21 protein-coding genes and 1 riboswitch are annotated in these 21,821 nt (G+C 66.9%); of the genes, 15 read left to right on the forward strand and 6 right to left on the reverse strand.

What is annotated here, in order from left to right; genetic code table 11:
- Positions 1–36 precede the first annotated feature (36 nt).
- From NS6_RS27375 to NS6_RS27405, 7 genes are all read left to right on the forward strand, one after another.
- A complete protein-coding gene (locus NS6_RS27375) occupies positions 37–1,203 on the forward strand; it encodes an acyl-CoA dehydrogenase family protein (RefSeq protein ID WP_068047529.1) in 1,167 nt (388 codons plus the stop codon).
- A complete protein-coding gene (locus NS6_RS27380; RefSeq protein WP_068047532.1) occupies positions 1,203–1,970 on the forward strand; it encodes an SDR family NAD(P)-dependent oxidoreductase in 768 nt (255 codons plus the stop codon). Before NS6_RS27375 ends, NS6_RS27380 begins: the two co-directional genes overlap by 1 nt.
- Positions 1,970–3,205 (forward strand): CaiB/BaiF CoA transferase family protein, encoded by a 1,236-nt coding sequence (locus NS6_RS27385; RefSeq protein WP_068047535.1) that lies wholly within the window; start codon positions 1,970–1,972, stop codon positions 3,203–3,205. The genes NS6_RS27380 and NS6_RS27385 overlap by 1 nt, the downstream gene beginning before the upstream one ends.
- Complete coding sequence (locus NS6_RS27390) at positions 3,202–4,059, forward strand: enoyl-CoA hydratase/isomerase family protein (protein ID WP_084471461.1); 858 nt, start codon at positions 3,202–3,204, stop codon at positions 4,057–4,059. Before NS6_RS27385 ends, NS6_RS27390 begins: the two co-directional genes overlap by 4 nt.
- A gap of 379 nt (positions 4,060–4,438) precedes the next feature.
- Positions 4,439–5,602 (forward strand): thiolase family protein, encoded by a 1,164-nt coding sequence (locus tag NS6_RS27395; protein ID WP_068047538.1) that lies wholly within the window; start codon positions 4,439–4,441, stop codon positions 5,600–5,602.
- Positions 5,603–5,611: 9 nt separating this feature from the next.
- Positions 5,612–6,760, forward strand: coding sequence for an acyl-CoA dehydrogenase family protein (locus NS6_RS27400; protein WP_068047541.1), 1,149 nt, complete (start codon positions 5,612–5,614; stop codon positions 6,758–6,760).
- A 94-nt stretch (positions 6,761–6,854) separates the two neighbouring features.
- Complete coding sequence (locus tag NS6_RS27405) at positions 6,855–7,478, forward strand: hypothetical protein (RefSeq protein WP_084471462.1); 624 nt, start codon at positions 6,855–6,857, stop codon at positions 7,476–7,478.
- Positions 7,479–7,548: 70 nt separating this feature from the next.
- On the opposite strand, the gene NS6_RS27410 is transcribed toward NS6_RS27405, so the two are convergent.
- The 3 genes from NS6_RS27410 to poxB all read right to left on the reverse strand — a co-directional run bounded on the left by NS6_RS27410 (position 7,549) and on the right by poxB (position 11,167).
- Positions 7,549–8,409 carry a TIGR03619 family F420-dependent LLM class oxidoreductase gene (locus tag NS6_RS27410; RefSeq protein WP_068047544.1) on the reverse strand — a complete coding sequence of 287 codons (861 nt, stop codon included), beginning with the start codon at positions 8,407–8,409 and terminating at the stop codon, positions 7,549–7,551.
- Between the two features lie 241 nt (positions 8,410–8,650).
- Positions 8,651–9,241: a dihydrofolate reductase family protein gene (locus tag NS6_RS27415; protein WP_068047547.1), complete on the reverse strand. Its 591-nt coding sequence runs from the start codon at positions 9,239–9,241 to the stop codon at positions 8,651–8,653.
- Between the two features lie 186 nt (positions 9,242–9,427).
- A complete protein-coding gene (gene poxB, locus NS6_RS27420; RefSeq protein ID WP_068047550.1) occupies positions 9,428–11,167 on the reverse strand; it encodes a ubiquinone-dependent pyruvate dehydrogenase in 1,740 nt (579 codons plus the stop codon).
- Positions 11,168–11,352: 185 nt separating this feature from the next.
- On the opposite strand from poxB, the gene NS6_RS27425 reads away from it, so the two are divergent.
- The 7 genes from NS6_RS27425 to NS6_RS27450 all read left to right on the forward strand — a co-directional run bounded on the left by NS6_RS27425 (position 11,353) and on the right by NS6_RS27450 (position 18,931).
- Positions 11,353–12,933, forward strand: a complete 1,581-nt coding sequence (locus NS6_RS27425) for an adenylate/guanylate cyclase domain-containing protein (RefSeq protein WP_068047554.1) — start codon at positions 11,353–11,355, stop codon at positions 12,931–12,933.
- A gap of 344 nt (positions 12,934–13,277) precedes the next feature.
- On the forward strand, positions 13,278–13,742 hold the full coding sequence (locus tag NS6_RS27430) for a MarR family winged helix-turn-helix transcriptional regulator (RefSeq protein WP_157112969.1): 465 nt from the start codon (positions 13,278–13,280) through the stop codon (positions 13,740–13,742).
- Positions 13,743–13,890: 148 nt separating this feature from the next.
- On the forward strand, positions 13,891–14,736 hold the full coding sequence (locus NS6_RS27435) for an ABC transporter permease (protein ID WP_210746822.1): 846 nt from the start codon (positions 13,891–13,893) through the stop codon (positions 14,734–14,736).
- Positions 14,733–15,461, forward strand: coding sequence for an ABC transporter ATP-binding protein (locus NS6_RS27440; protein ID WP_068047560.1), 729 nt, complete (start codon positions 14,733–14,735; stop codon positions 15,459–15,461). Before NS6_RS27435 ends, NS6_RS27440 begins: the two co-directional genes overlap by 4 nt.
- A 29-nt stretch (positions 15,462–15,490) precedes the next feature.
- On the forward strand, positions 15,491–16,558 hold the full coding sequence (locus NS6_RS34955; RefSeq protein ID WP_068047563.1) for an ABC transporter substrate-binding protein: 1,068 nt from the start codon (positions 15,491–15,493) through the stop codon (positions 16,556–16,558).
- On the forward strand, positions 16,555–18,129 hold the full coding sequence (locus NS6_RS34280) for an MFS transporter (RefSeq protein ID WP_168443419.1): 1,575 nt from the start codon (positions 16,555–16,557) through the stop codon (positions 18,127–18,129). Before NS6_RS34955 ends, NS6_RS34280 begins: the two co-directional genes overlap by 4 nt.
- Complete coding sequence (locus tag NS6_RS27450; protein ID WP_068047566.1) at positions 18,011–18,931, forward strand: ABC transporter substrate-binding protein; 921 nt, start codon at positions 18,011–18,013, stop codon at positions 18,929–18,931. The genes NS6_RS34280 and NS6_RS27450 overlap by 119 nt, the downstream gene beginning before the upstream one ends.
- Positions 18,932–19,085: 154 nt before the next feature.
- Here the strand turns inward: NS6_RS27450 and NS6_RS27455 are convergent, their stop codons facing one another.
- Positions 19,086–19,532 carry a 6,7-dimethyl-8-ribityllumazine synthase gene (locus NS6_RS27455; protein WP_068047568.1) on the reverse strand — a complete coding sequence of 149 codons (447 nt, stop codon included), beginning with the start codon at positions 19,530–19,532 and terminating at the stop codon, positions 19,086–19,088.
- A 76-nt stretch (positions 19,533–19,608) separates the two neighbouring features.
- A riboswitch (FMN riboswitch) is annotated at positions 19,609–19,767 on the reverse strand.
- Positions 19,768–19,985: 218 nt separating this feature from the next.
- On the opposite strand from NS6_RS27455, the gene NS6_RS27460 reads away from it, so the two are divergent.
- Positions 19,986–20,873 carry a bile acid:sodium symporter family protein gene (locus tag NS6_RS27460; protein WP_068047571.1) on the forward strand — a complete coding sequence of 296 codons (888 nt, stop codon included), beginning with the start codon at positions 19,986–19,988 and terminating at the stop codon, positions 20,871–20,873.
- Positions 20,874–20,962: 89 nt separating this feature from the next.
- Here the strand turns inward: NS6_RS27460 and NS6_RS27465 are convergent, their stop codons facing one another.
- Both NS6_RS27465 and NS6_RS34960 read right to left on the reverse strand, forming a co-directional pair.
- Entirely contained in the window at positions 20,963–21,649 is a 687-nt protein-coding gene (locus NS6_RS27465; RefSeq protein ID WP_210746821.1) for a dihydrofolate reductase family protein, read from the reverse strand.
- Positions 21,636–21,791 (reverse strand): hypothetical protein, encoded by a 156-nt coding sequence (locus NS6_RS34960; RefSeq protein WP_157112971.1) that lies wholly within the window; start codon positions 21,789–21,791, stop codon positions 21,636–21,638. Before NS6_RS34960 ends, NS6_RS27465 begins: the two co-directional genes overlap by 14 nt.
- Between the last annotated feature and the right edge of the window lie 30 nt (positions 21,792–21,821).

Genomic DNA, 21,821 nt, shown 5'->3' on the forward strand with positions numbered 1-21,821 from the left:
CGGCGGCGAACGAGAGGAGTTGATGTGTCCGACGGTATGAGTTTCGAACTGTCCGAGGATCAGCGGCTGATCCGGGATTCGGTGGCCGAACTGGCCCGCAAATTCGACGATCAGTACTGGATGGAAAAAGACCGGGATCACCAGTTCCCCACCGAGTTCTATCGCGCCGTCGCCGACGGCGGCTGGCTGGGTATCTGCATCCCCGAGGAGTACGGCGGGAACGGCCTCGGGATCACCGAGGCTTCGATCCTGGCCGAGCAGGTCTCGCGGTCCGGCGGGGGCATGAACGCCGCCACCGCGATTCACCTGTCCCTGTTCGGTATGCAGCCGGTGATCGTGCACGGTTCGGACGAACTGAAACAGCGCACCCTGCCGCGGGTCGCGCGTGGTGAACTGCACGTCTGCTTCGGCGTCACCGAACCCGGCGCGGGCCTGGACACCAGCCGGATCACCACCTTCGCCCGCCGCGACGGCGACCACTACGTGGTCAACGGCCGCAAGGTATGGATCTCCAAAGCGCTGGAATCCGAGAAGATCCTGCTGCTCACCCGCACCCAGAAGTACGACGACGTCGAGAAGAAGACCAGCGGTATGACGCTGTTCCTCACCGATCTCGACCGCGACCACGTCGATATCCGGCCGATTCCGAAGATGGGCCGCAATGCGGTCTCGTCGAACGAATTGTTCATCGACGATCTGCGGATCCCGGTGAAAGACAGGGTCGGTGAGGAGGGCCGCGGATTCGAATATCTGCTCGACGGCCTGAATCCCGAGCGGATGCTGATCGCGGCCGAAGCGCTCGGGATCGGGCGGGTCGCGTTGGATCGCGCGGTGCGCTACGCGAACGAGCGCGAAGTTTTCGGGCGGCCCATCGGCAAGAACCAGGGAATCCAGTTCCCGCTGGCCGATTCGCTGGCCCGGCTGGACGCGGCAGAACTGGTGCTGCGGAAAGCGACCTGGTTGTACGACCAGGGTAAACCCTGCGGCCGGGAGGCCAATACTGCCAAATATTTGTGCGCCGAAGCCGGTTTCGAGGCCGCCGACCGCGCGATGCAGACGCACGGCGGTATGGGGTATTCGGAGGAGTATCACATCTCCCGGTACTTCCGGGAGTCACGCGTGATGCGGATCGCGCCGATCAGTCAGGAAATGATCCTCAATTATCTGGGGTCGCACGTGTTGGGAATGCCGAGGAGTTACTGATGGCAGCGAAGAACGGACTATTCGATCTGACCGGCCGCGCGGCGCTGGTCACCGGTGCCGCCGGCGGTATCGGTTCGGCCGTGGCGCGGGCACTGGCCGCCCACGGTGCGGCGGTACTGGTCACCGATCTCGACGGCGCCGCGGCGGGAACGGTCGCGGAGAAGATCACCGCCGACGGCGGTACCGCGCGGGCCTGCGCGCTGAATGTCGCGGACCCGGAATCCGCGGTCGCGGCCGCCGAACAGGCCGCCGAACTGGGTGGCGGGAAAGTGCATATCGTAGTGAACAATGCCGGGATCACCGCGCCGGCCATGTTCCCGAAAACGACCCCGGAATCGATGCGCAAGATCTTCGATGTGCATGTGCTGGGAACCTTCAACTGCAGTCAGGCTGCACTGCCGTACCTCGCCACGGACGGCACGGGGCGCATCATCAATGTCACCTCCTCGGCGGGGCTCACCGGGACTTTGGGGCAGGTGAATTATTCCGCCGCCAAGGCCGGGATCATCGGGGTCACCAAATCGCTGGCCCGCGAACTCGCCCGCAAGAACATCCTGGTGAACGCGCTGGCACCGCTGGCTGCCACGCCGATGACCGAAACCATCCGCACCGACGAGAAATTCGCGGAACAGATGATCAACCGCATCCCGCTGCGCCGCTGGGCCGAACCCGACGAAGTGGCCGGGGCATTCGTGTTCCTGGCCTCCGATGCGGCGTCCTTCGTCACCGGCCAGGTGCTGCCGGTCGACGGCGGCATGGTGATCTGATGCAGCCCGCCGGTCCGCTGGCCGGGGTGCTGGTGGTGGCGCTGGAACAGGCCGTTTCGGCGCCCATGTGCACCCGTACACTCGCCGACTTCGGGGCTCGGGTGATCAAGGTGGAGAACCCGGCGGGCGGGGATTTCGCCCGGCACTACGACGATGTGGTGGCGGGGCAGGCCGCGCATTTCGTGTGGGTGAACCGAGGCAAGGAATCGGTGACCCTGGACCTGAAATCCGAACGCGGCCTCCAGATCCTGCACGAGCTGCTCGCCCGCGCCGATGTCCTGGTATCGAACCTCGCGCCCGGGGCCACCGCTCGCCTCGGCGTGGACCGGGCCGCACTCGCCGAACGGTATCCTCGGCTGATCGCCCTGGAAATCGACGGCTTCGGTGCCGGGGGGCCGCTCTCGCACAAACGCGCCTACGATCTGCTCGTCCAGGCCGAGTCCGGAGTGTGCGCGGTGACCGGCCGGCCCGGCGAACCCGCGAAACCGGGGCCGGCGGTGGCCGATGTGACCACGGGATTGTATGCGGCGCTGTCGATCCTGGCGACCCTGTGCGGGCGCTACCGCGACACCGGCCCGGCCGGCGGCGCCATCAGCCTCAGCCTGTTCGACACGATGGCCGAGATGATGGGTTATCACCTGAACTACACGCGGCATTGCGGTGTCGAACAGCAGCCGCTCGGGATGAGTTCCCCCGCGGTCGCCCCGTACGGCGCCTACCCCACGGGCGACCGGCAGACGGTCGTCCTGGGCACCACCAACGACCGCGAATGGCAACGGCTTGCGCGCGATGTCCTCGGCCGGCCCGATCTGGCCGAGGACTACCGGTTCGGCACGAATTCGGATCGGGTAAGGCATCGCCGGGACCTCGACGAAGCGATCGGCGCCTGGTGTGCCGGACACACCCTCGCCGAGGTGCAGAAGGCCGCCGACGACGCCGGAATCGGGAACTCCCGCTACAACACCACCACCGACGTTCTCGACCACCCGCAGCTTTCCGCCCGCGATCGCTGGCGCGAGATCGACAGTCCCGGCGGACCGATCCCGGCGCTGCTACCGCCGGCCGTAGTCGACGGTTTCGAACCGCCGATGGGGGCGGTACCGGGACTCGGCGAACACACCGACGCGGTGCTGGAGGAGCTGGGCCGGACAGCGGCGCATATCGCCGAATTGCGGGTGGCGAAGGTGATCGGTCCCGAATACCGCGCCGCGGCGGCCGATCGGAATCAGTCGTGAACGCCGTAGCCGACGGCGCCGGTGAACTGCTCGTCGCCGACCGCGACGGCATCCGGACCGTCACTCTCAACCGTCCCCATCGCAAGAACGCGATGACCTGGGCCATATGGCGTGAGCTGGCGGATGTCCTACGCGATACCGGTATGGATCGGTCGGTGCGCGCCCTGGTGCTCACCGGTGCGGGCGGTGCCTTCTGCTCGGGCGCCGATATCTCGGTGCCCGATGCCCGGCACCCGATGGACAAGATGCGGATCTTCAGCGATCTGGCACTGCAACTGCACGAACTGCCGACCCCGACCATCGCCAAGGTGACCGGGGTGGCGGTCGGCGCCGGCTGGAATCTGGCACTGGGCTGCGATCTGGTGGTGGCCACCCCGGACGCGACATTCGCGCAGATCTTCGCCCGGCGCGGCCTCTCGCTCGACCTGGGCGGCTCTTGGCTGCTGCCGAAACTGGTCGGGTTACAGCAGGCGAAACGCCTCGCTCTGCTGGCCGAAACCATCGACGCCGCCCGCGCCGAAACGCTCGGGTTGGTCACCTGGATCGTCGCCGCCGACGAGATCGACGGGTTCACCGATGATCTCGCCGCCCGGCTGGCGGCCGGACCGCCGGTCGCGCTCGCGCAGACGAAAGCACTGCTCAACGAAGGTGCCGACGCCACGCTTCGGGAGGCGCTCGCAGGTGAATCCCGAGCCCAAGGTGTCAATTTCGCCACCGCCGACGCACCCGAGGCTTACACCGCCTTTGCCGAGAAACGCGCACCCCGGTTCACCGGAGCATGGTCTCTGCCGCCCGCCGGGAACAGTCGTCACGCGGAGGGGTCGAAGGCTGTCGGGAGCCGAGAGCATGAGTAGTAGCCGGGTTGTGCCATCGACTGCCGGAGATACCTGGATCCCGCAGGAGCCGATCGTCCGGGTGAACCCGGCCTGCGCCGGCCGAATTCGGCGCGAACCGGGGGCAGTGGTACGTGGTGGGCAGGCTGCAGGTGACCGCAGGATGGCCCGCGCGCACCCGGTGGCGGCGGCCCGGGAGGCATCGGCACTCGGTCGAGTGCCGGGTCGGAACCTGCGATCAGCAGGTGGCGTTCGAGCTGTCCCGGAGAAGGTGCGGGTGTGGGGCTCGCCGGTTCGCGATGATGGGGACAGCGGCGAACAAGCCGGTCGACAGCAACGTCTCGTAAGTGCGCTGGGTATGGACGGCAACGGCGGGGGCGTCTCGGAACGGAGTGGGTAGATGCGGGAAGTAGTGATCGCCGGTGCGGTGCGTACACCGGTCGGCAAACGGAAAGGCGGGCTGTCCGCGATGCACGCCGCGGACCTGTCCGCGGTGGTGCTGCGGGAACTGGTCGAGCGGACCGGGGTGAGCACGCAGCTCATCGACGATGTCGTGTGGGGTTGTGTGTCTCAGGTCGGCGATCAGTCGAGCAATATCGGCCGGTATGCCGTACTGGCGGCAGGGTGGCCGGAAACCATCCCGGGAACAACGGTGAACCGGGCGTGCGGGTCGAGTCAGCAGGCACTGGACTTCGCGGCGCAGACCGTCATGTCGGGGCAGCAGGATGTGGTCGTCGCCGGGGGAGTCGAGGTGATGAGCCGGGTGCCGCTCGGCGCCGCTCGCGCCACCGGTCAGCCGTACGGTCCGGCGGTCTTGTCGCGATACGACGATTTCTCTTTCAACCAGGGCATATCCGCCGAACTGATCTCCGCGAAATGGGGATTGAGCCGCACTGTCGTCGACGAATACTCGGCGCGGTCGCATGAGCTGGCCGCCGCGGCGCAGGACCGGGGGGCATTCGACGAGCAGATCGTCGAGGTCACCGCCCCGGCCGGCGAATTCACCGAGGGCGGTGTGGTCACCGCCGATGAAGGGATCCGGCGCGGCACCAGCGCGGAGAAACTGGCGAAACTGACGCCGGCGTTCCAGGACGACGGCGTGATCCACGCCGGTAACTCCTCCCAGATCTCCGACGGCGCCGCCGCCCTGCTGATCACCACGGCCGATCTGGCGACGCAGCTGGGCCTGCGCCCGTTGGCCCGCTATCGCGCCGGCGCGGTGGCCGGTGCCGACCCGGTGCTGATGCTCACCGGCCCGATTCCGGCCACCGAGAAGGTGCTGCGCAAGGCCGGCCTGTCACTTGCCGATATCGGGGCTTTCGAAGTGAACGAGGCCTTCGCCCCCGTTCCACTGGCCTGGCTCACCGAAACGGGGGCCGACCCGAACCTGGTCAATCCGCTCGGTGGCGCGATCGCATTGGGGCACCCACTCGGTGCCTCCGGTGCCGTGCTGATGACACGGATGCTGCACCACATGCGCGACAACGACATTCGCTACGGACTGCAAACCATGTGTGAAGGCGGCGGCACGGCGAACGCCACCGTCGTGGAATTGATTACCTAGGAAGAAAATATGCGCCGCGATCTGTTCACCCCCGCCCACGAGGCCTTCCGGGATCTCGCGCGGGAGTTCATCGAAAAGGAAGTCGTCCCGAACTATCCCGCATGGGAGAAGCAGGGGCAGATGCCGCGTGAGGTGTTCCGTCAACTCGGCGGACTCGGATTGCTCGGTACCGCCGTCCCCGAGGAATACGGCGGTATGGGCACCCGGGACTACCGGTACAACGTGGTGCTGCAGGAGGAGGCACAGCGAGCACTGGTCACTCTCAGTACGGTCCGCACCCAGTTGGATGTGATCCTGCCGTACTTCCTCGAATACGCGGACCGTGACCAGCGGGCCCGCTGGTTTCCCGGCCTGGCCGACGGCAGCCTGCTCACGGCCATCGCCATGACCGAACCCGGCACCGGCTCCGACCTGGCCGGTATCCGCACCACCGCCGTCCGCGACGGCGACCACTACATCCTCAACGGTGCGAAAACCTTCATCACCGGCGGACTGCTCGCCGATCTGGTGATCGTGGTCGCCCGGACGGCCACCGACCCTGCCAACCGGCGCGCCGGGCTCACCCTGCTCGTCGTCGAGGACGGGATGGCGGGCTTCGACCGTGGCCGGGTGCTGGACAAGATGGGCTGCAAGGTCCAGGACACGGTGGAACTGTCGTTCACCGATGTCCGGGTGCCGGTGGCCAACCGGCTGGGGGAGGAAGGCGTCGCCTTCGGCTATCTGGGCCACAATCTGCCGCAGGAACGGATGACAGTGGCCGTGGGCTCGGTGGCGCAGGCCCGCGCCGCGGTAGCCGCGACCATCGACTATGTGCGCGAACGCAAGGCTTTCGGGACACCCGTGGCATCGTTCCAGAACACCAAATTCGAGCTCGCCGCCATGTCCGCGGAAGTCGAGGCCGCGCAGACCATGGTCGACCGGGCGGTGCGGGATCTGGTGGACCGCAAGCTTTCGGGCGCCGACGCTGCCCGCGTGAAATTGTTCACCACCGAAACTCAGGCCCGTATCGTGGATCGCTGCCTGCAATTGTTCGGCGGTTACGGCTACATGATGGAGTATCCGATCGCCCGGCTCTACACCGATGCCCGGGTGGCCCGCATCTACGCGGGTACCAGCGAGGTCATGAAAGTTATCATTGCCAAAGACCTCGATTTGTGATGCACGGCACACTGAGTATTTCGGTGAGATACACATCACAACTGCGCGTTCGACCCTACTGTTTCAGCAGTTGGTTTATCGAACGGAGTACCCGGTGATCGGTCCATGGGATGAGCAGGTTGATTGCCTCTTCGACACCGGGTGCGGAATCCGCGCGGGCCTCTATCCGGTCCACCTCGTGCGCGCGCATGCCCGGCGCCACCCGCTGCGGCACCGGCTCGCGATCGTCGCCCCGAACACCGTGGACGTGGTGCAGTACGCGGGCGGTTTCATCGTCGACCGGATGATGGGCGGCTGGGAAGTGGTCGCCGTACTCACCGAACACGACGACGTCCGCCCCCTGGAGATTCTCGGCGCCACCGTTCTGGACCTGACCACCGCCCTCGCCGCCCCGGTACATGCCACCTGGCCGGAGAGCGTGCTGCTGGCTCCCGATGTCTTCGCCTCCAACGAATGGGTCCGCCGAGGAGCCATCGACTGTCTCGACAAAGGGCTGTCCGAACTGGCGGTCTGGGGTGACGATCTGCCCGACGAACTCGCCTGCCGGGTTTTCTCGGCGCATCACCGGTTGAGCACCGCTGCCCGGGCGTTCAAACGCTGCGCGCTCGGCGCGGCAGGGATCCCGGAGCGCGCGGACGAAGATCTCGAGACCTTCCACAGCGGCGAGGTTCTCCTGGCGGACCTGCGGGGGCGCCAGGCGCTGGTCCGCGCGGTCTGACCCGCGGATCGGCGAGGCGACCGCTGCCCGGTCCAGCACCTCTCGGGCCCGCGGCGCGGTTACGGCCGGCTCACCGGTCTGCGCCGAGGAACCGTTCGGCGAACTGCGACAGTTCGTCGCGCTGTTCCTCCGGGTCCGCGGAGCCGGCGCTCATCACCACCCGATCCACGCCCTGCGCGGTGAAAGCCGCGAGTCGCTCGTCGGTCATATCGAATCCACTCCAGCGGGTGTACTCGAGCCGGTCCGGCTCCCGGCCGGCGTCCGCGGCGGTTGTCCGCGCCAGCTCCCACTGGGCTGCGCGTTGGTCCGGGAGCAGCGCACCGCCTGCGAAGTATCCGTCCCCGCGCTGTCCGGCGCGGCGGGCGGCCGGTGCGCTCGAGCCGCCGATATGAATCGGGAGCGTGGTGTCGCGATAGGGCTTCGGGAATTGGACGAGGTGGTCGAATGCGAAGAACTCACCGTGGAAGGACACGCCGTTCTCGTCGCCGGACCACAGCAGCCGCAAGATATCGATCGCCTCGTCGGCCCGGCGGCCCCGGGTACGGAAATCGACCCCCGTGGCCGCGGCTTCGGCCGGGACAGCGCCCAGCCCCACGGTCAGCAAGCGCATCCGCCCTTTGGACAGGACGTCGATGGTGGCAAGCTGTTTGGCCAGTACGACGGGGTGGCGGTAGGGCAGCAGTAGAACACCCGTCCCCAACAGGAGCCGGTCTGTGGCCGCCGCGACGTAGGCGAGCGTATCGAGCGGATCGAGGAACGGCAGCGTGGGTGGGACCTCGAAACCGTGCAGCTGGGCGCCCGGGTGCAGCACCAGGTGTTCGGGCAGGTACAGCCCCTCGAATCCGCAGGCTTCGGCATGTTGCGCGTAGTCCACGATGCGATCCGGATCGGTCCCGAGATGGGCAGTGCTGTAACTGACGGCGAATTTCATTGTCTACCTTCCGGTCGGGCCGGTCGGTCCGCGTGTATCCGGCCCTTCACCGACTCCGGAATCAACCGGGTTCGCGCACAGAAATTCCCGGCGACACACCGGCACACGGCTCAGGTGTACGACCGCCCGGCGCAGGACACCAACCGCTGTGGCTGCGGTTTCGTCGCCGGCAGGGGTGAGTGCAGCATTGGCAACAGGTCACCGAGCTGCCTGGCTGGGTGACCTCGACCGATGTCTCCGGTCAGGAGTAGGTGAGCACGAGAGCGCCGGACTGGAACTGCTTGACGTCGTCGAGTTTCAGGCGGATCTCCGGCAGGCCTCGAGCGAACAGCGCAGTACCCGTGCCGAGCACGACGGGATTGACCACGAGCCGGTAGGAGTCGATCAGTCCGAGCTTCATGAACGACTGCGCGACCCGCGCGCCGGCGAAGAGAGCGAGGTCCCTGTCGTGTTCACGCTTCAACCGGGCAATCTCGGTGGCGAGCTCACCGTCCAGGATGTGCGAGTTTGCCCAGGTGCTCTGGTACCGACCGTCGGACACCACGTACTTCGGTAGCTCGTTCATCATCCGCACGGCCTCCAAATGTTGGGTGGTTACGCTTTGCCTCGGAGCCTGTGCACGGTCGCCGCCGCCTGTCCCGGCGTTCGGCCAGTACTCGGAAAGCTTCTCGTGGGCGGTGCGGCCGAAAATCATTCCCCCGATCGATGCCAGCACGTCGTTGATGTAGGTCTCCCATTCGTCGTCTGCGAAGGCCCAGTCGATGTCGTGGTCGGCTCGTTCGATGTAGCCGTCGAGCGATACGGCGATGTGAAGGAACACCTCGGCAGGCATGGCGGCTCTCCTCTCGCCCGGCACTGGAGGCCGGCTAACCGATTGTAAATCGCAATCAGTCGAAGACTACGACGGTCCGGTTGTAGAATGCAATCGGTATGGTCGGCAGACTCCGCTCCGGATGCCCGATCAACCTCGCGATCGAGGTCGGCCGTCTGCCTCAGCCGATGTCTCCGGCCAGTACACCTAGTCGAGGATGCGCCGGGCGACGTTGGTGGTGACCAGATCGAGCAGTTCGTCGCCCCGGCCGGCGAGGATGGTGCGGATGGCGTAGAGGGTGAAACCCTTGGCCTGCTCCGCCGAGACGGCCGGCGGGATCGTCAGTTCCTGCCGCGCGACGACGATATCGACGAGTGCGGGTCCGTCGTGGGCCAATGCTTCCGCGATCGCCGGCTCCAGGTCGCCGGGCTGCTCGACCCGGCGGCCCCATATCCCCATCGCGCGGGCGACGGCACCGAAGTCCGGATTGTCCAGGCCGGTACCGAAGTTCACCACCCCGGCCGCCTTCATCTCCAGCTCCACGAAGTTCAGCGACGAGTTGTTGAACACGATTACCTTGACCGGTAGGTCGTTCTGCACCAGCGTGAGCAGCTCGCCGAACAGCATGGTCAATCCACCGTCCCCGGCGAGGGCGATCACCTGCCGCCCGGGGTAGGCGGTCTGCGCGCCGATCGCATGCGGCAGGGCGCAGGCCATCGTGCCGTGGGTGAACGAACCGGTCAGTCGTCGCTGCCCGTTCATGGTCAGGTAGCGCGCGGCCCAGGTCGTCGGGGACCCCACATCGAAGGTGAACACGGCGTCGTCGTCGGCGGACCGGTTCACCACGCCGGCAACGTATTCCGGCCGGATAGGGGTGCGGCCCCGGTCGTCGACCGCGAGTTCGTCCAGCGATGTGCGGGTGCGCCGATAATGCCGCAGCGACCGTTCCAGGTGTGCCCGATCGGTTTTCCGGGTGAGCAGCGGCAGCAGCGCCTCGGCGGTGTCGCGCACACTGCCCACCATGCCCACGTCCACCGGAGTGCGCCGCCCGAGATGGCTGCCGCGGATATCGACCTGGATGACCGCGGCGTCTTCGGGATAGAACTGCGTATACGGGAAATCGGTACCCAGCATCAGCAGTACATCGGCTTCCTTGATCGCCTTGTATCCCGAGGCGTATCCGAGCAGCCCGGTCATTCCCACGTCGTACGGGTTGCCGTACTCCAGGTATTCCTTGCCGCGGAATGCGTGTACGACCGGAGATTGCAGTGCCGCGGCCAGCTCCATGACCTCGTCGTGGGCGCCCGCGGTCCCGGCCCCGCCGAGGATCGTCACCCGCGACCCGGTATTCAGGAGGTCGGCCGCCCGGCGCAGTGTGGTGTCGTCGGGCCGGACCACCGACCGGGACGGCAGTACCGGCCTGGCGCTCCAGCGATCGTCGGACAGCCGGCTCTGGAACACCTCTCCGGGGATCACCACCACGGCGACCCCGCGTTCTTCTACGGCCGCCCGCATCGCCATCTCCACGATCCGTGGGGCCGATTGTGGGCTGCTGACCAGCTCGCAGTAGACGCTGCACTCACGGAACAACTTTTCCGGGTGGGTTTCCTGGAAATAACCGGATCCGATCTCGGCGATCGGGATATGCGCGGCGACAGCCAGTACCGGGACCCGGGTGCGCTGCGCGTCGTAGAGCCCGTTGACGAGATGGAGATTGCCGGGTCCGCAACTCCCGGCGCAGACGGCGAGCCGGCCGGTGAGCGCGGCTTCTGCTGTCGCGGCGAACGCGGCGGCCTCCTCGTGCCGGACATGCTCCCAGGTGATAGTGCCGTCCGATCGCCGTATCGCGTCGGTGAATCCGTTCAAGCTGTCACCGGGTAACCCGTACACGCGGCCGACCCCGCTGACCTGCAAGGCAGAGATCATGTGTTGAGCAACAGTCGCCATGGCGCGACCCTACGCGCGCCGGGCGCGATCGTCGGTGAGGTCGCCGCCTCGCCATTCCTGCAGCGTATAGAAATCGCTACGTCGGAAGATCGTAAAGAGTGCAGGGCGCGTGGTATGCCTGAGCCGGGTGCCGTATCGGTCTACCGGCACTCGGTACGCGTGGATCCGGAAAGGGCGGGCAGAGCATGCCGCGGAGCAACGACCCACTCGCGGCGGCACCATGGGGGTCGCGACTACTCGGGCGTGCGGAGGAGGCCGCGGGAATTCGGCGGCTTCGTATCCAATTGCTGTTGACGGTGCCGATCGTGCTGGCCAACCTGGCCGGTGTCTTCGTATCGATCACGCTGATCGGTTTCGTGCTGCCCGGACCTTCCGTATTCACCGAGAAGATGATCCTGATCGATGCGGTCGCGGCTCCGGTGTACGCGGCGGTCGCCGTCCTGATCGGTGTGTGGTGGGGCACCGCCCGCGGGCTGGGTGCACTGGGCTGGGCCCTCCATCCCGAGACGGTGCCCACCGAGGAGCAGCAGGCCGCCGCCGCGGCAGTGCCGCGGCGGCTGGTGCGTATGCAGGCGTTGCTGTGGTTCGGGGGAGTGGTCGTGCTCACGCTGCTGGCCGGGGTCGCCGATCCCCGGTTGATCCCCAAAGTGGCGTTCGGTATCACCTTCAGCGCGATCGTGGTGTGTGCGAGTACCTATCTGATCATCGAGTTCGCGCTGCGGCCGGTGACCTCGCGAGTGCTGTCGGCGAGAACCTCTCGCGCCCGCAGCGGAATCGGTGTCTTCGGGCGATCGCTGTTGATGTGGCTGGTCGGTTCGGGTCTGCCGGTGGCGGGTCTGATGGTGGTGGCAGTGGTCGCACTCACCACCGATGATGTGAGCACCACACGGCTGGCGGTGTGCGTACTGTCGCTCGGCGGTGCGGCCCTCATAATCGGCTTCCTACTGATGACCCAGACATTGGCCGCGACCGTTGCCCCGATCAGTGGTGTGCGCCGGGCGATGCGTGAGGTGGAGCGAGGCGAATTCGATCTCACGCTCGCCGTCTACGACGGCACCGAACTGGGCGAACTACAGAGCGGTTTCAACAACATGGTCGGCGGTCTTCGCGAACGTGAAGAGATCAGGGATCTGTTCGGCAGGCATGTCGGGCACGAGGTCGCCAACGCCGCATTGGCCGGGAAGCCGGTGCTCGGCGGTGCCGAGGTCGAGGCCGCGGCACTGTTCATCGATATCGTCGGCTCCACCACCATGGCCGCGACCCTGACCGCACCCGAGATGGTCGCGATCCTCAACCGGTTCTTCGACGTGGTGGTGGACGAGGTGGAAAAGCACGGCGGCCTGCTCAACAAATTCGAAGGCGACGCGGCGCTGGCCGTGTTCGGCACCCCCGCACAGCTGTCCGACACCGCAGGCGCGGCATTGGCCTGTGGCCGTGCCATCCGCGCCCGGCTCGATACCGGCGGCACGGAATTCGAGGCAGCGATCGGCATTGCCGAGGGCCGGGTGGTCGCGGGTAATGTCGGCGCTCGGCAACGCTACGAATTCACGGTGATCGGCGACGCCGTCAACGAAGCCGCCCGGCTCTGCGAACTGGCAAAGCAGGATTCTCTGCTGCTCACCTCGGAGCGGACGGTCACCGCGGCCGCACCCACCGAAGCCGGCCACTGGCAGCTCGGCGAATCTGTGACACTGCGGGGCCGGCCGACTCCGACCCGGCTCGCCCGCCCGGTGCTGCGGCCCGGAATGCCGGAGCGGGACAACTGAGGACGGGACACATGGGGTTCGCCGCTCGGCACCGGTACCTTTCGGCAGCGTTTCCGGAAGCTCGAACATTTCGATCGCTGCGATCCGAAAGGGTCGCCCGTGCGCCCGGAGTTTCCCCGAACGGTGTCTCGACCTGGGATGGCAGTGGTTTTCTGCGCTGTCTCACCGAGGGGCTCGCCGTCTCGGTGTCGGGTTTGTTCCGAGGGGCGATACTTGATCGTTGTTAACCTTCTGTTGTCGGTTCGAGCCGGGGCGCCGGCCACCTACGAGAGAAGGGACCCGCACAATGACAACACTGTGCCGGGTCGTCCCCGCCGGGACCAGTCTGTGTGGAGGAACCGCCGATGACCCTGTCCGATTCGCCGACCACCACCGAGGAACTCGTGGCGGCCGTGGAGCGGGTGCAGGTCGCGCTCATCCAGGCGGCCCGGCAGTTCCGGACGATGGACCGGGCCGGAGCCAGCCAGTCCGCACGCAGCGCGCTCGCGGCGATCGTGAAATTCGGGCCATTGTCGATGTCGGAGCTCGCGGCACACGAGGGCGTGGACCCGGCCAGCGTTTCCCGGACGGTGCGCAGGCTGGAGGAATCCGGGGATGTCGCCCGCCGGACCTCGGATATGGACGGACGGGTGAATCTGATCGAGGTGACCGAGTCGGGCCTGGAGTTGTTCCTGCGCAGCAGGCGCCAGCTGACCGAGATCATCGTGGACCGGATTGCGACGCTGCCTGCCGAGGACATCGGCGCCATCGTCGCTCTCGGCGACGGGCTGGAACTGCTGGTCTCCGCGACGGGCTCACGCTCCGCGTAGCGGCCCCGCACGGGTGTCGCCACCTCTCGGCACCCGCCATAGGCTCCGATCCGGCCTCCTGATTTGCCGGCCGCGGATCGGCCACCTCTACCCACACACCATTCTCCGCCGGTGACGCGCGCGCCACCGGCCGATCGAACGGATTCTCATGACCGTGCTGAGTGCCGAGCCCGCAGCCGAACAGGCGGGCCGAACACAGCCGATTCGCCGCCCGGCCACGGGCTCGCGGCTCCGCTCCCTGCTGGGAGTGGCCGCTCCGCCCCTGGCCCTGGTCCTCCTGCTGGCGACCGGCTGGAACGTGATGGCCGCCCGGATGGACAGTCCGCTGGTCCCGTCGCTGGGCGAGATCGCCGGCGAACTGGTGACACTGTCCACCAGCGGCACGCTCTGGACCAACCTCGAGGTGACGCTGACCCGGGTACTCCTGGGCTTCGCAGCGGCTTTCGTGGTGGCGGTGGTGCTCGGTATCGCCATGGGACGCCACACCTATGTGCGGCGGTTCCTCGAACCGGCCGTCCTGCTGGGGCTGGTGACCCCCGGTCTGGTGAAGGCGCTGCTGTGTGTCATCTGGTTCGGGATCAGCATGGTCAATCCGATTCTGGCGGTGGCGCTCGCGGCCGCCCCCGTGCTCATCGTGAACATCACCCAGGGAGTCCGTGAGGTCGATCCGCATCTGCACGAGATGGCCCATGTGTACCGGTTCAGCGCCTGGACCCGGCTGCGCCGCATCTGGATTCCGGCCCTGGCGCCCTCGCTGTTCACCGGTGCGCGGCTGGGGATCGCGATGTCGTGGAAGGTGATCGTCCTGGTCGAGATCTTCGGGCTGGCCAGCGGGGTCGGATACCAGCTCAACCTCGAATTCGCCAATCACAACGTCGCGGGTGTGCTCGCCTGGACCGTCGCCTTCGCACTGGTGATGACGGGAATCGAATACGGCATTCTGCAAACACTCGAGCGGCGGGTCTCGCGCTGGCGTAAGGAGTCCTCGGTATGAGCGCGGGTATCGAACTACGTGATGTCGGCAAAGCTTTCGTGAGCAAGAAGGACGGCAGCGTCCAGACCGTTCTCGACCGTTTCTCGCTGGAAGCGGCGCCGGGGGAGCTCGTGGCCCTGGTGGGCGCGTCGGGGACCGGGAAGACCACCCTGTTGCATCTGGTCGCCGGGCTCGAAACAGCGGATTCCGGTGTGGTCCGCGTAGGCGCGGATACCGGGCCCATCCGGACGGGAATGGTGTTCCAGCAACCCCGGCTGCTCGACTGGGTCAGCGTTGCCGACAATATCGAGATCGCCGCGAAATCGGCGGGACGCACCGGAGTGGATATCCCGGAACTCCTGGACGCGGTGGGGCTGAGCGATTACGCCGATGCCTACCCTTCGGTCCTGTCCGGCGGCCAGCGACAGCGGGTGGCGGTCGCCCGCGCGTTCGCTGTCGACCCCGATGTGGTGCTGTTCGACGAACCCTTCAGTGCGCTGGACGAACTCACCGGCCGCAAACTGCGCCTGCTGTTGCAGACCCTGCTCGTCGAACGTTCCGTCACCGGGCTGCTCGTCACCCACAACGCGCTCGAGGCGGCATTTCTGGCCGACCGGGTCGTGGTGCTCGCCGGCCGTCCGGCGAGCATCGTCGGGGATCTCCGCGTCGATCTGCCGCGTCCGCGATCCACCGAGGACGCCACCCTGTTCGATCTGCACCGCGAGATCATCGCGCAGATCGCCTGATACCGAAACGATCCAGAAACGGAGCTTCCGTGCCCACCCCACGTGGCGATATCTTCTCTCGCGAATCCGTCCTCGGCCCGGCCGTGACCCGACGGCAGGCCCTGCGGGCCGGTGCCGCGCTCTTCGGCGCGGCCGGTGCCGCCGCACTGCTCGCCGCCTGCGGTGAGCCCACCGCGGCTGTCGACGCGAACGGTAATCCACTGCGGCCCATCAAGATCGGCGCGGTCCATCCGGGCACGGCGGGTTCGGTGATCGATCCGATCACCGAACAGTTCGGCCTGGATGTCAAACACGGTCTGGCGCTGAACCGCGACGGTGGGGGCGGTGTCGGCACCGGTCAGGAGAACCTGCTGACCGGACTGCTCGATACCTTCGCCTTCGGCCCGCTCGGCGCCACCGATGCCACGCTCGCCGGGCACGATGTGGTGATCGTCGGACCCCAGCTGTGGAATCACGGCCGCTGGCTGGTTCCGGCGGACAGCGATATCGACTCGGTCGAACAGTTGCGCGGCAAACGAGTCGGCGTGCAGCCGGCGAGCTCGGATACCTACAAGGCGGCAGCGCTGGCGCTGGCGGTCAACGGGATCGATTTCGAAGGCGAATACCAGCTGTTTCCCGGCCAGCCGCTCGCCGGTCTGGCCCTGTACGAGCGTGGCGACCTGGACGCGATCATCGCGATCGAACCCAACGCCACCCGGCTCGTCGCACAGGGCAGTCGGCAGATCGCGACGGTCTCCGAACTGTGGCAGAAGGGAACAGGCGACTCGAACCCGCTGTTCCTCAACGGCGCCGCGTTCAACCGGCCGTGGCTCGAACAGAACCGGGAGACCGCCGCCGGGTTCGTGGCCCTGCGCACCGAGGCGAACGCGTTGATCGCCGGTGACCCGGCACTGCTGTCCCGGCACTACGAGGCATTCGGGATACCCGGCCACGAAGAGGCCGCCATCGCCCTGCTGCCCGAGCGGCTCCGCGAAATCTACCCGACCACCTGGGATACAGGCGTATTCGCCAATATGGACCGGCAGATCGAGGTGGCCATCGATATCGGCCTGCTTCCGCGCGCCGCGGACCGGCCGGTCTACGAAAGCCTGAGTTGACCGGCCCGAAGGCCACGCAGTCCGTCCGGTATCCGCGGATCGCCTTGCTGGCATGCTGCGCGAGCCTGTTCCTCTCCTCCCTCGACACCTCCGCGCTCGTGGTCGCCCTGCCGTCACTACAGGCCGATCTCGGCCTCGACGTGGCAGGACTGCAATGGGTTGTCGTGGCCAACGCCCTGGCGCGCGGCAGCACCCTGTTCCTGGCCGGTTCGCTGGCCGACCGTTACGGTCCCCGCCGAGTATTCCGGGTCGGCGTCGTCGTTTTCGGCTGCGCCTCGCTGCTGTGCTTCCTCTCCTCCGGATTCGCCGAACTCATCCTGTGGCGGGTCCTGCAGGGCGTCGGCGGATCGTTGATGACGCCTGCCTCCATTTCGCTGCTCACCGGGGTCTTCCAGGACCCGGTCGCGCGCAGCAGAGCGCTGGGCACCTGGAGTGCCACCGCCGGCGTCTCGACCGCGCTCGGGCCGGTGATCGGCGGAGTGCTCGTGGCGACCGTCGGCTGGCGCAGCGTGTTCCTGCTCTGCCTGCCGTTCGCGGCGCTCGTCGTCATCAGTCTGCGGTGGGTGCCCGAATCCCCGGTTCCGCTGCGGCGGCGGGGTATCGATCTCGCCGGTCATCTGTCCATTGCGGCAGCACTGTTCTTCCTGACCTTCGCACTGTCCGGCGGCGCCCGCGACGGCTGGCTGTCGGCACCCACCGTGTTTGCGCTTTTGGCGGCCGCGGTTTCGGTGGCGGTAGTGGCCGGAGTGGAACGGCGGGCCGCTGATCCGGTCCTCGATCTCACGGTGTTCCGTCGGCCGCAACTGCGTGGCGCGGTGCTGACCGCGGGATTCTCCTACTTCTGCCTGACCGGGATGAACTTCGTCAATGCGCTCTACCTGCAGCAGGTGCGTGGATACAGTCCTTGGGAAGCCGGGCTGATGGCGTTACCGCTCACCGCCGGCACCCTGGTCGCGGCGCACGTATCCGGCCGTCTGCTCGGCCGGCACGGTCCGCGCAAACCCGTGCTCCTCGCCTACGGGTTCCTGATCGCCGCCATGGCACTACTCGCGCTCACGGCCTCGACCACCTCGTCGATCGGCTGGGTGCTGCTGGCTTTCGCGCTGCTCGGCACCGGTATGGGCATGGCGAATCCACCCGCGACCTCCTCGGCTGTGGCGGCGCTGCCACCGGAACGTGCCGGTTCGGCCAGTGCGATCACCAGCACCTCGCGGCAGGTCGGTATGAACCTGGGCACGGCCGCTCTCGGCGCGGTCACGGTCTCCGTCGCGGGATTGCTCGCCCGGTCCGAACCAGCCGACGCCCACGATTTCACCTCCGGTATGCGGATCGCGTACCTGGCCACCGCGGCGGCCGCCGTCCTCGCCCTGATCGCCGCGAAGCGGTGGTTCCCGGCGACCCCGAACTCGACCGGAATCCAGGTCGACGACACCCCACGAAAGGAACGAAACGATGACCGACGACACGAAGGCGAACCTGCCGAAGATCACCAGCGTGCGCACGGGAGCGATCTTCACGCTGCCCTACCTGGTCGGGCTCGAGAAGGGCTACTTTCTCGACGAGGGCGTTGATCTGGAACTCGCGGCACCCGGCGCCTACAACGTCAGTGTCAAACCGATCGAAGATCACCATCTGGTGAGCTCGTTCGGCGGGATCTCCCGCGGTTTCGAAGACGGTGATGTCGCGCTCTACCGGGCCTGCGAATGGGGCCAGGTCCGGCGGGCCCAGGATTCGGGGCGCGGCGGGCAGATCGTGACCCAGCGCGCCGCGATCGCCAGCCAGGCGATCTTCGTCCGTCCCGATTCCGAGGTCCTGCACCCGCAGAGCCTGCGCAACAAGCAGGTCGCGGTGAACTTCCACCACGGCTCCCACTATCTCGCCATCCAGACACTGGAAGGGTTCGTCGAGCCCGACGAATTGAAGGTCGTGCATGTCGGCGGCCCCGCCGACCGCTTCAAGGCCCTGCGCGACGGCACCGTGGACGCGGTTGCCTTGATGGAGCCCTATATCAGCCTGGCACTCAAGCAGGGATACCGGTTGATCGCGGAGGCGTTCTACACCGGTGCGGAGATCGCCGACGAAACCGTGGACCCCGAGGTCTACGCGGCCATCGACCGTGGCGTCCGCCGGGCGGTCGCCGATATCAACGCTGATGTCACGCCGTACCTGCACTATTTCACCGCGGAGATCCCGGCCGAACTGGGCACCCTGGACGAATCCGATATCAGCCCGTGGCGGCTGCGTTTCGCCGATCCGCAGCCGTACGCGCCCGAGCAGTTCGACCAGACCTATCGCTGGCTGCTCAAGTGGGGACTGATCGAATCGGGTTCCGATTTCAAGAAATTGGTCGACAACCGGGCGTTGTCTTCATAAGCCGGTCAACCCGGGGTGGTGTATCCGTATCGGCATATACACCACCCCGGCGACCATTCCGGTAGGTACAGGGCTGAAAGACTCCGGTCACGCGGAATCGGCCGCCGTTCCTACGGTCACCGTCCGGCCGGTCACGGGCAGGCCCGGCCGCGGCCTACTGCGCCGGCACCTCGAACTGCACAGTGGCCGCGATGGCGTCGGCCAGCTCCGCCCCCTTGGTCTCGAAATGCCCTGCGAAATACGTCAGATGTTCACTGTGCTCGTGGAAGTGATGCGGGGTGAGGACCGCCGAGAACACCGGGACATCGGCCTCGAGCTGGATCCGCATGAGCGCGTCCACCACGGTGGAGGCAACGAAATCGTGCCGGTAGATACCGCCGTCGACCACCAGTGCGCAGCCGGCGAGCGCAGCGTAACCGCCCGTGGCGGCCAGCCGTTTGATACGCAGCGGGATCTCGAACGCCCCGGGGACTTCGAACAGGTCGACCTCGGTGAACCCGTGTCCGGCGAGCCCGGCCCGGCAGGACTGCACCGCCCGGTCGACGATATCGGCGTGCCACCGCGCGGCGACGAGAGCGATGCGGTTCGAGGTGGGCGACATAATTTACTCCTCTTCGCTATGTCACCCAGGGCATGGCAACGCGAACAGGAGCGGCCCGCGACCGGGCACTCCGCTGCCGCGTTCTCTTTCATCCGGACTGTGACCGTCGGCTCCGGGATCGCACCGGAATCTGCTCGACCCACCACGGGTGGTGGCGCTCGCGGGCTCGTGCCCCCGGATCGGTCCGGATGCCATTACCGCCGGTGGGGAATTCCACCCCGCCCTGAGAACGTGTACAGCGCGGACTCTAACAACGCCGCGTGGTTGCGGCGACAGCACCCCTGACGATCGCGCGCCCCCCGAGGTTCTACGGCTTGCACCGGCTGAGGGGATCGACAAGATATAAGGCGACCGTATCGATGATCGTCTCGGACCCGGATACTGCTGCCGGGGCCGGGCCCAGGTCGATGCTGCCCGCGGCCCGGGTATGCCTCGACCGCCGGAAGGACGCATATGGGTTCCACCCTCTTCGCAGTAGCGTTGCCGCTCGCGCTCGGAATCGTGATGTTCGGTCTGGGGCTGACCTTGACGACCGACGACTTCACCCGGGTCGCGAAGTACCCGAAAACCGCCGTGATCGCGCTGACCTGTCAGCTCGTCGTCCTACCGCTGATCTGTTTCGGTTTGATACACCTGTTCGGTGTCGACGGGGTGCTCGCGGTGGGAATGATGCTGCTGGTCGCTTCGCCCGGCGGTACCTCGGCGAACCTGTTCAGCCATATCGCGGGCGGTAACGTCGCCCTGAACATCACCCTGACGGCGATCAACTCCGTACTCGCCGTGATCACCCTGCCCCTCGTGGTCGCCGTCTCCTATGCGGTGTTCCTGGACGACAGCGCGGCGATTGTCTTCCATCCCGCAAAGTTCGCTCAGGTCTTCGCCCTGGTGCTGGTTCCGGTGGCGGTGGGTATGTGGGTGCGCCGCCGCTACCCGGACTGGGCCGGCCGGAGGCAGTCGACGGTGAAAATCGCCGCGGCCGGCGTACTCGTGTTCGTGGTGGCCGCCGCGCTGTTCTCGGAATTCGATACCGTCACCGATAATTTCGGCGACCTGGGCCTAATTGCTTTGCTTCTCTGTGTCTGCAGCCTGCTCGTCGGCTATCTGGTCCCCCGGGCCTTCGGTGTGGAACGTGCCGACGCCGTGGCTGCCGGAATGGAGATCGGCGTGCACAACGCCGCGTTGGCCATCACCATTGCGACCACCGTGCTCGGCAACGAAACAATGGCCGTTCCGGCCGGCCTGTACGGATTCCTCATGAACATTCCCGCGTCGATCGCCGCCTTCCTGTTTGCCAGGTCCCACCGTGCCGCGGCCTCCGCTGAGGCCGTGTCTCCTCGATAGCGTCGCCCCGGGTTCAAACAGTGCCTGTTATCGGCGCCGTCGGCTCCGGGCCGGCGAGATGCCCTCCGGCCTGTTGCCGCATACCGGGGTCAGCGCTTTTTCGGGCGGTAGGCGCGGCCGAAGCTGCGCGGGCTGTGGTCGTAGATTTCGGCCAGTTCCCAGTCGATCCGCCGACCGCCGGGGACGTCGAAGATCCGGATGCCGTCGCCGAGGAAGACCGGGGCGACGAAAACCTGCAACTCGTCGATGAGGTCGTGTTCGAGTGCCTGGCGGGCGATATCGGCGCTGATGATCTGGATGTCCCGGTCGCCGGCGATTTCCTGGGCGTGGCGGACGGCTTGCTCGATATCGCAGTTCAGGGCGAGGACGGATGGATCATCGGCCAGTTCTTCCGGGCGGTGTGTGAGGATGATTTCGGTCCCCGACCACGCGCCGCCGTAGGCCGCTGAGGTCAGCTCGTCGCGTTCATCGCGCTGGGCGATCGCTGCGTCGTAGCCTGCCCGGCCGGAGATGATCACGCCGACCTCGGCGGCCAAGTGTTCGGTGGTATCGGGCGCGGACGGTTCCGTAGCCGACAGCCAGCTCATATCGTGCCCCGGTCCGGCGATGAACCCGTCGATCGAACACGTGAATCCCCAGGCGACCTTGCCCATCTCCACTCCAGCGCCCCGCATCGGTCGCCCGGCGAGCGTCGTCGAGGCCCGTGCCGCCGGCTCGGAAGGATGGCCTTCCTCCCATTCGGACGACGCGGGGGAGCCGAACTCATCGGTCTTCACACGGCCGGGCCGGATCATCGCCGGCACCACCCCGCCGGCCGGATCCGCCGGTCCGGTCGCGAGAGCGGTCGAAGAAGGCGAGCGCGGCCCAGACGAGCAGGAACAGCGCTGCGCCCAGTATGGAGTAGATCGCTGTCAGCACGGTCCACGGGATCGCGGGCGAGGGCGGTTG

Origin of the sequence: Nocardia speluncae NBRC 108251 (assembly GCF_001613245.1) — a bacterium.
Lineage (GTDB): Bacteria > Actinomycetota > Actinomycetes > Mycobacteriales > Mycobacteriaceae > Nocardia > Nocardia speluncae.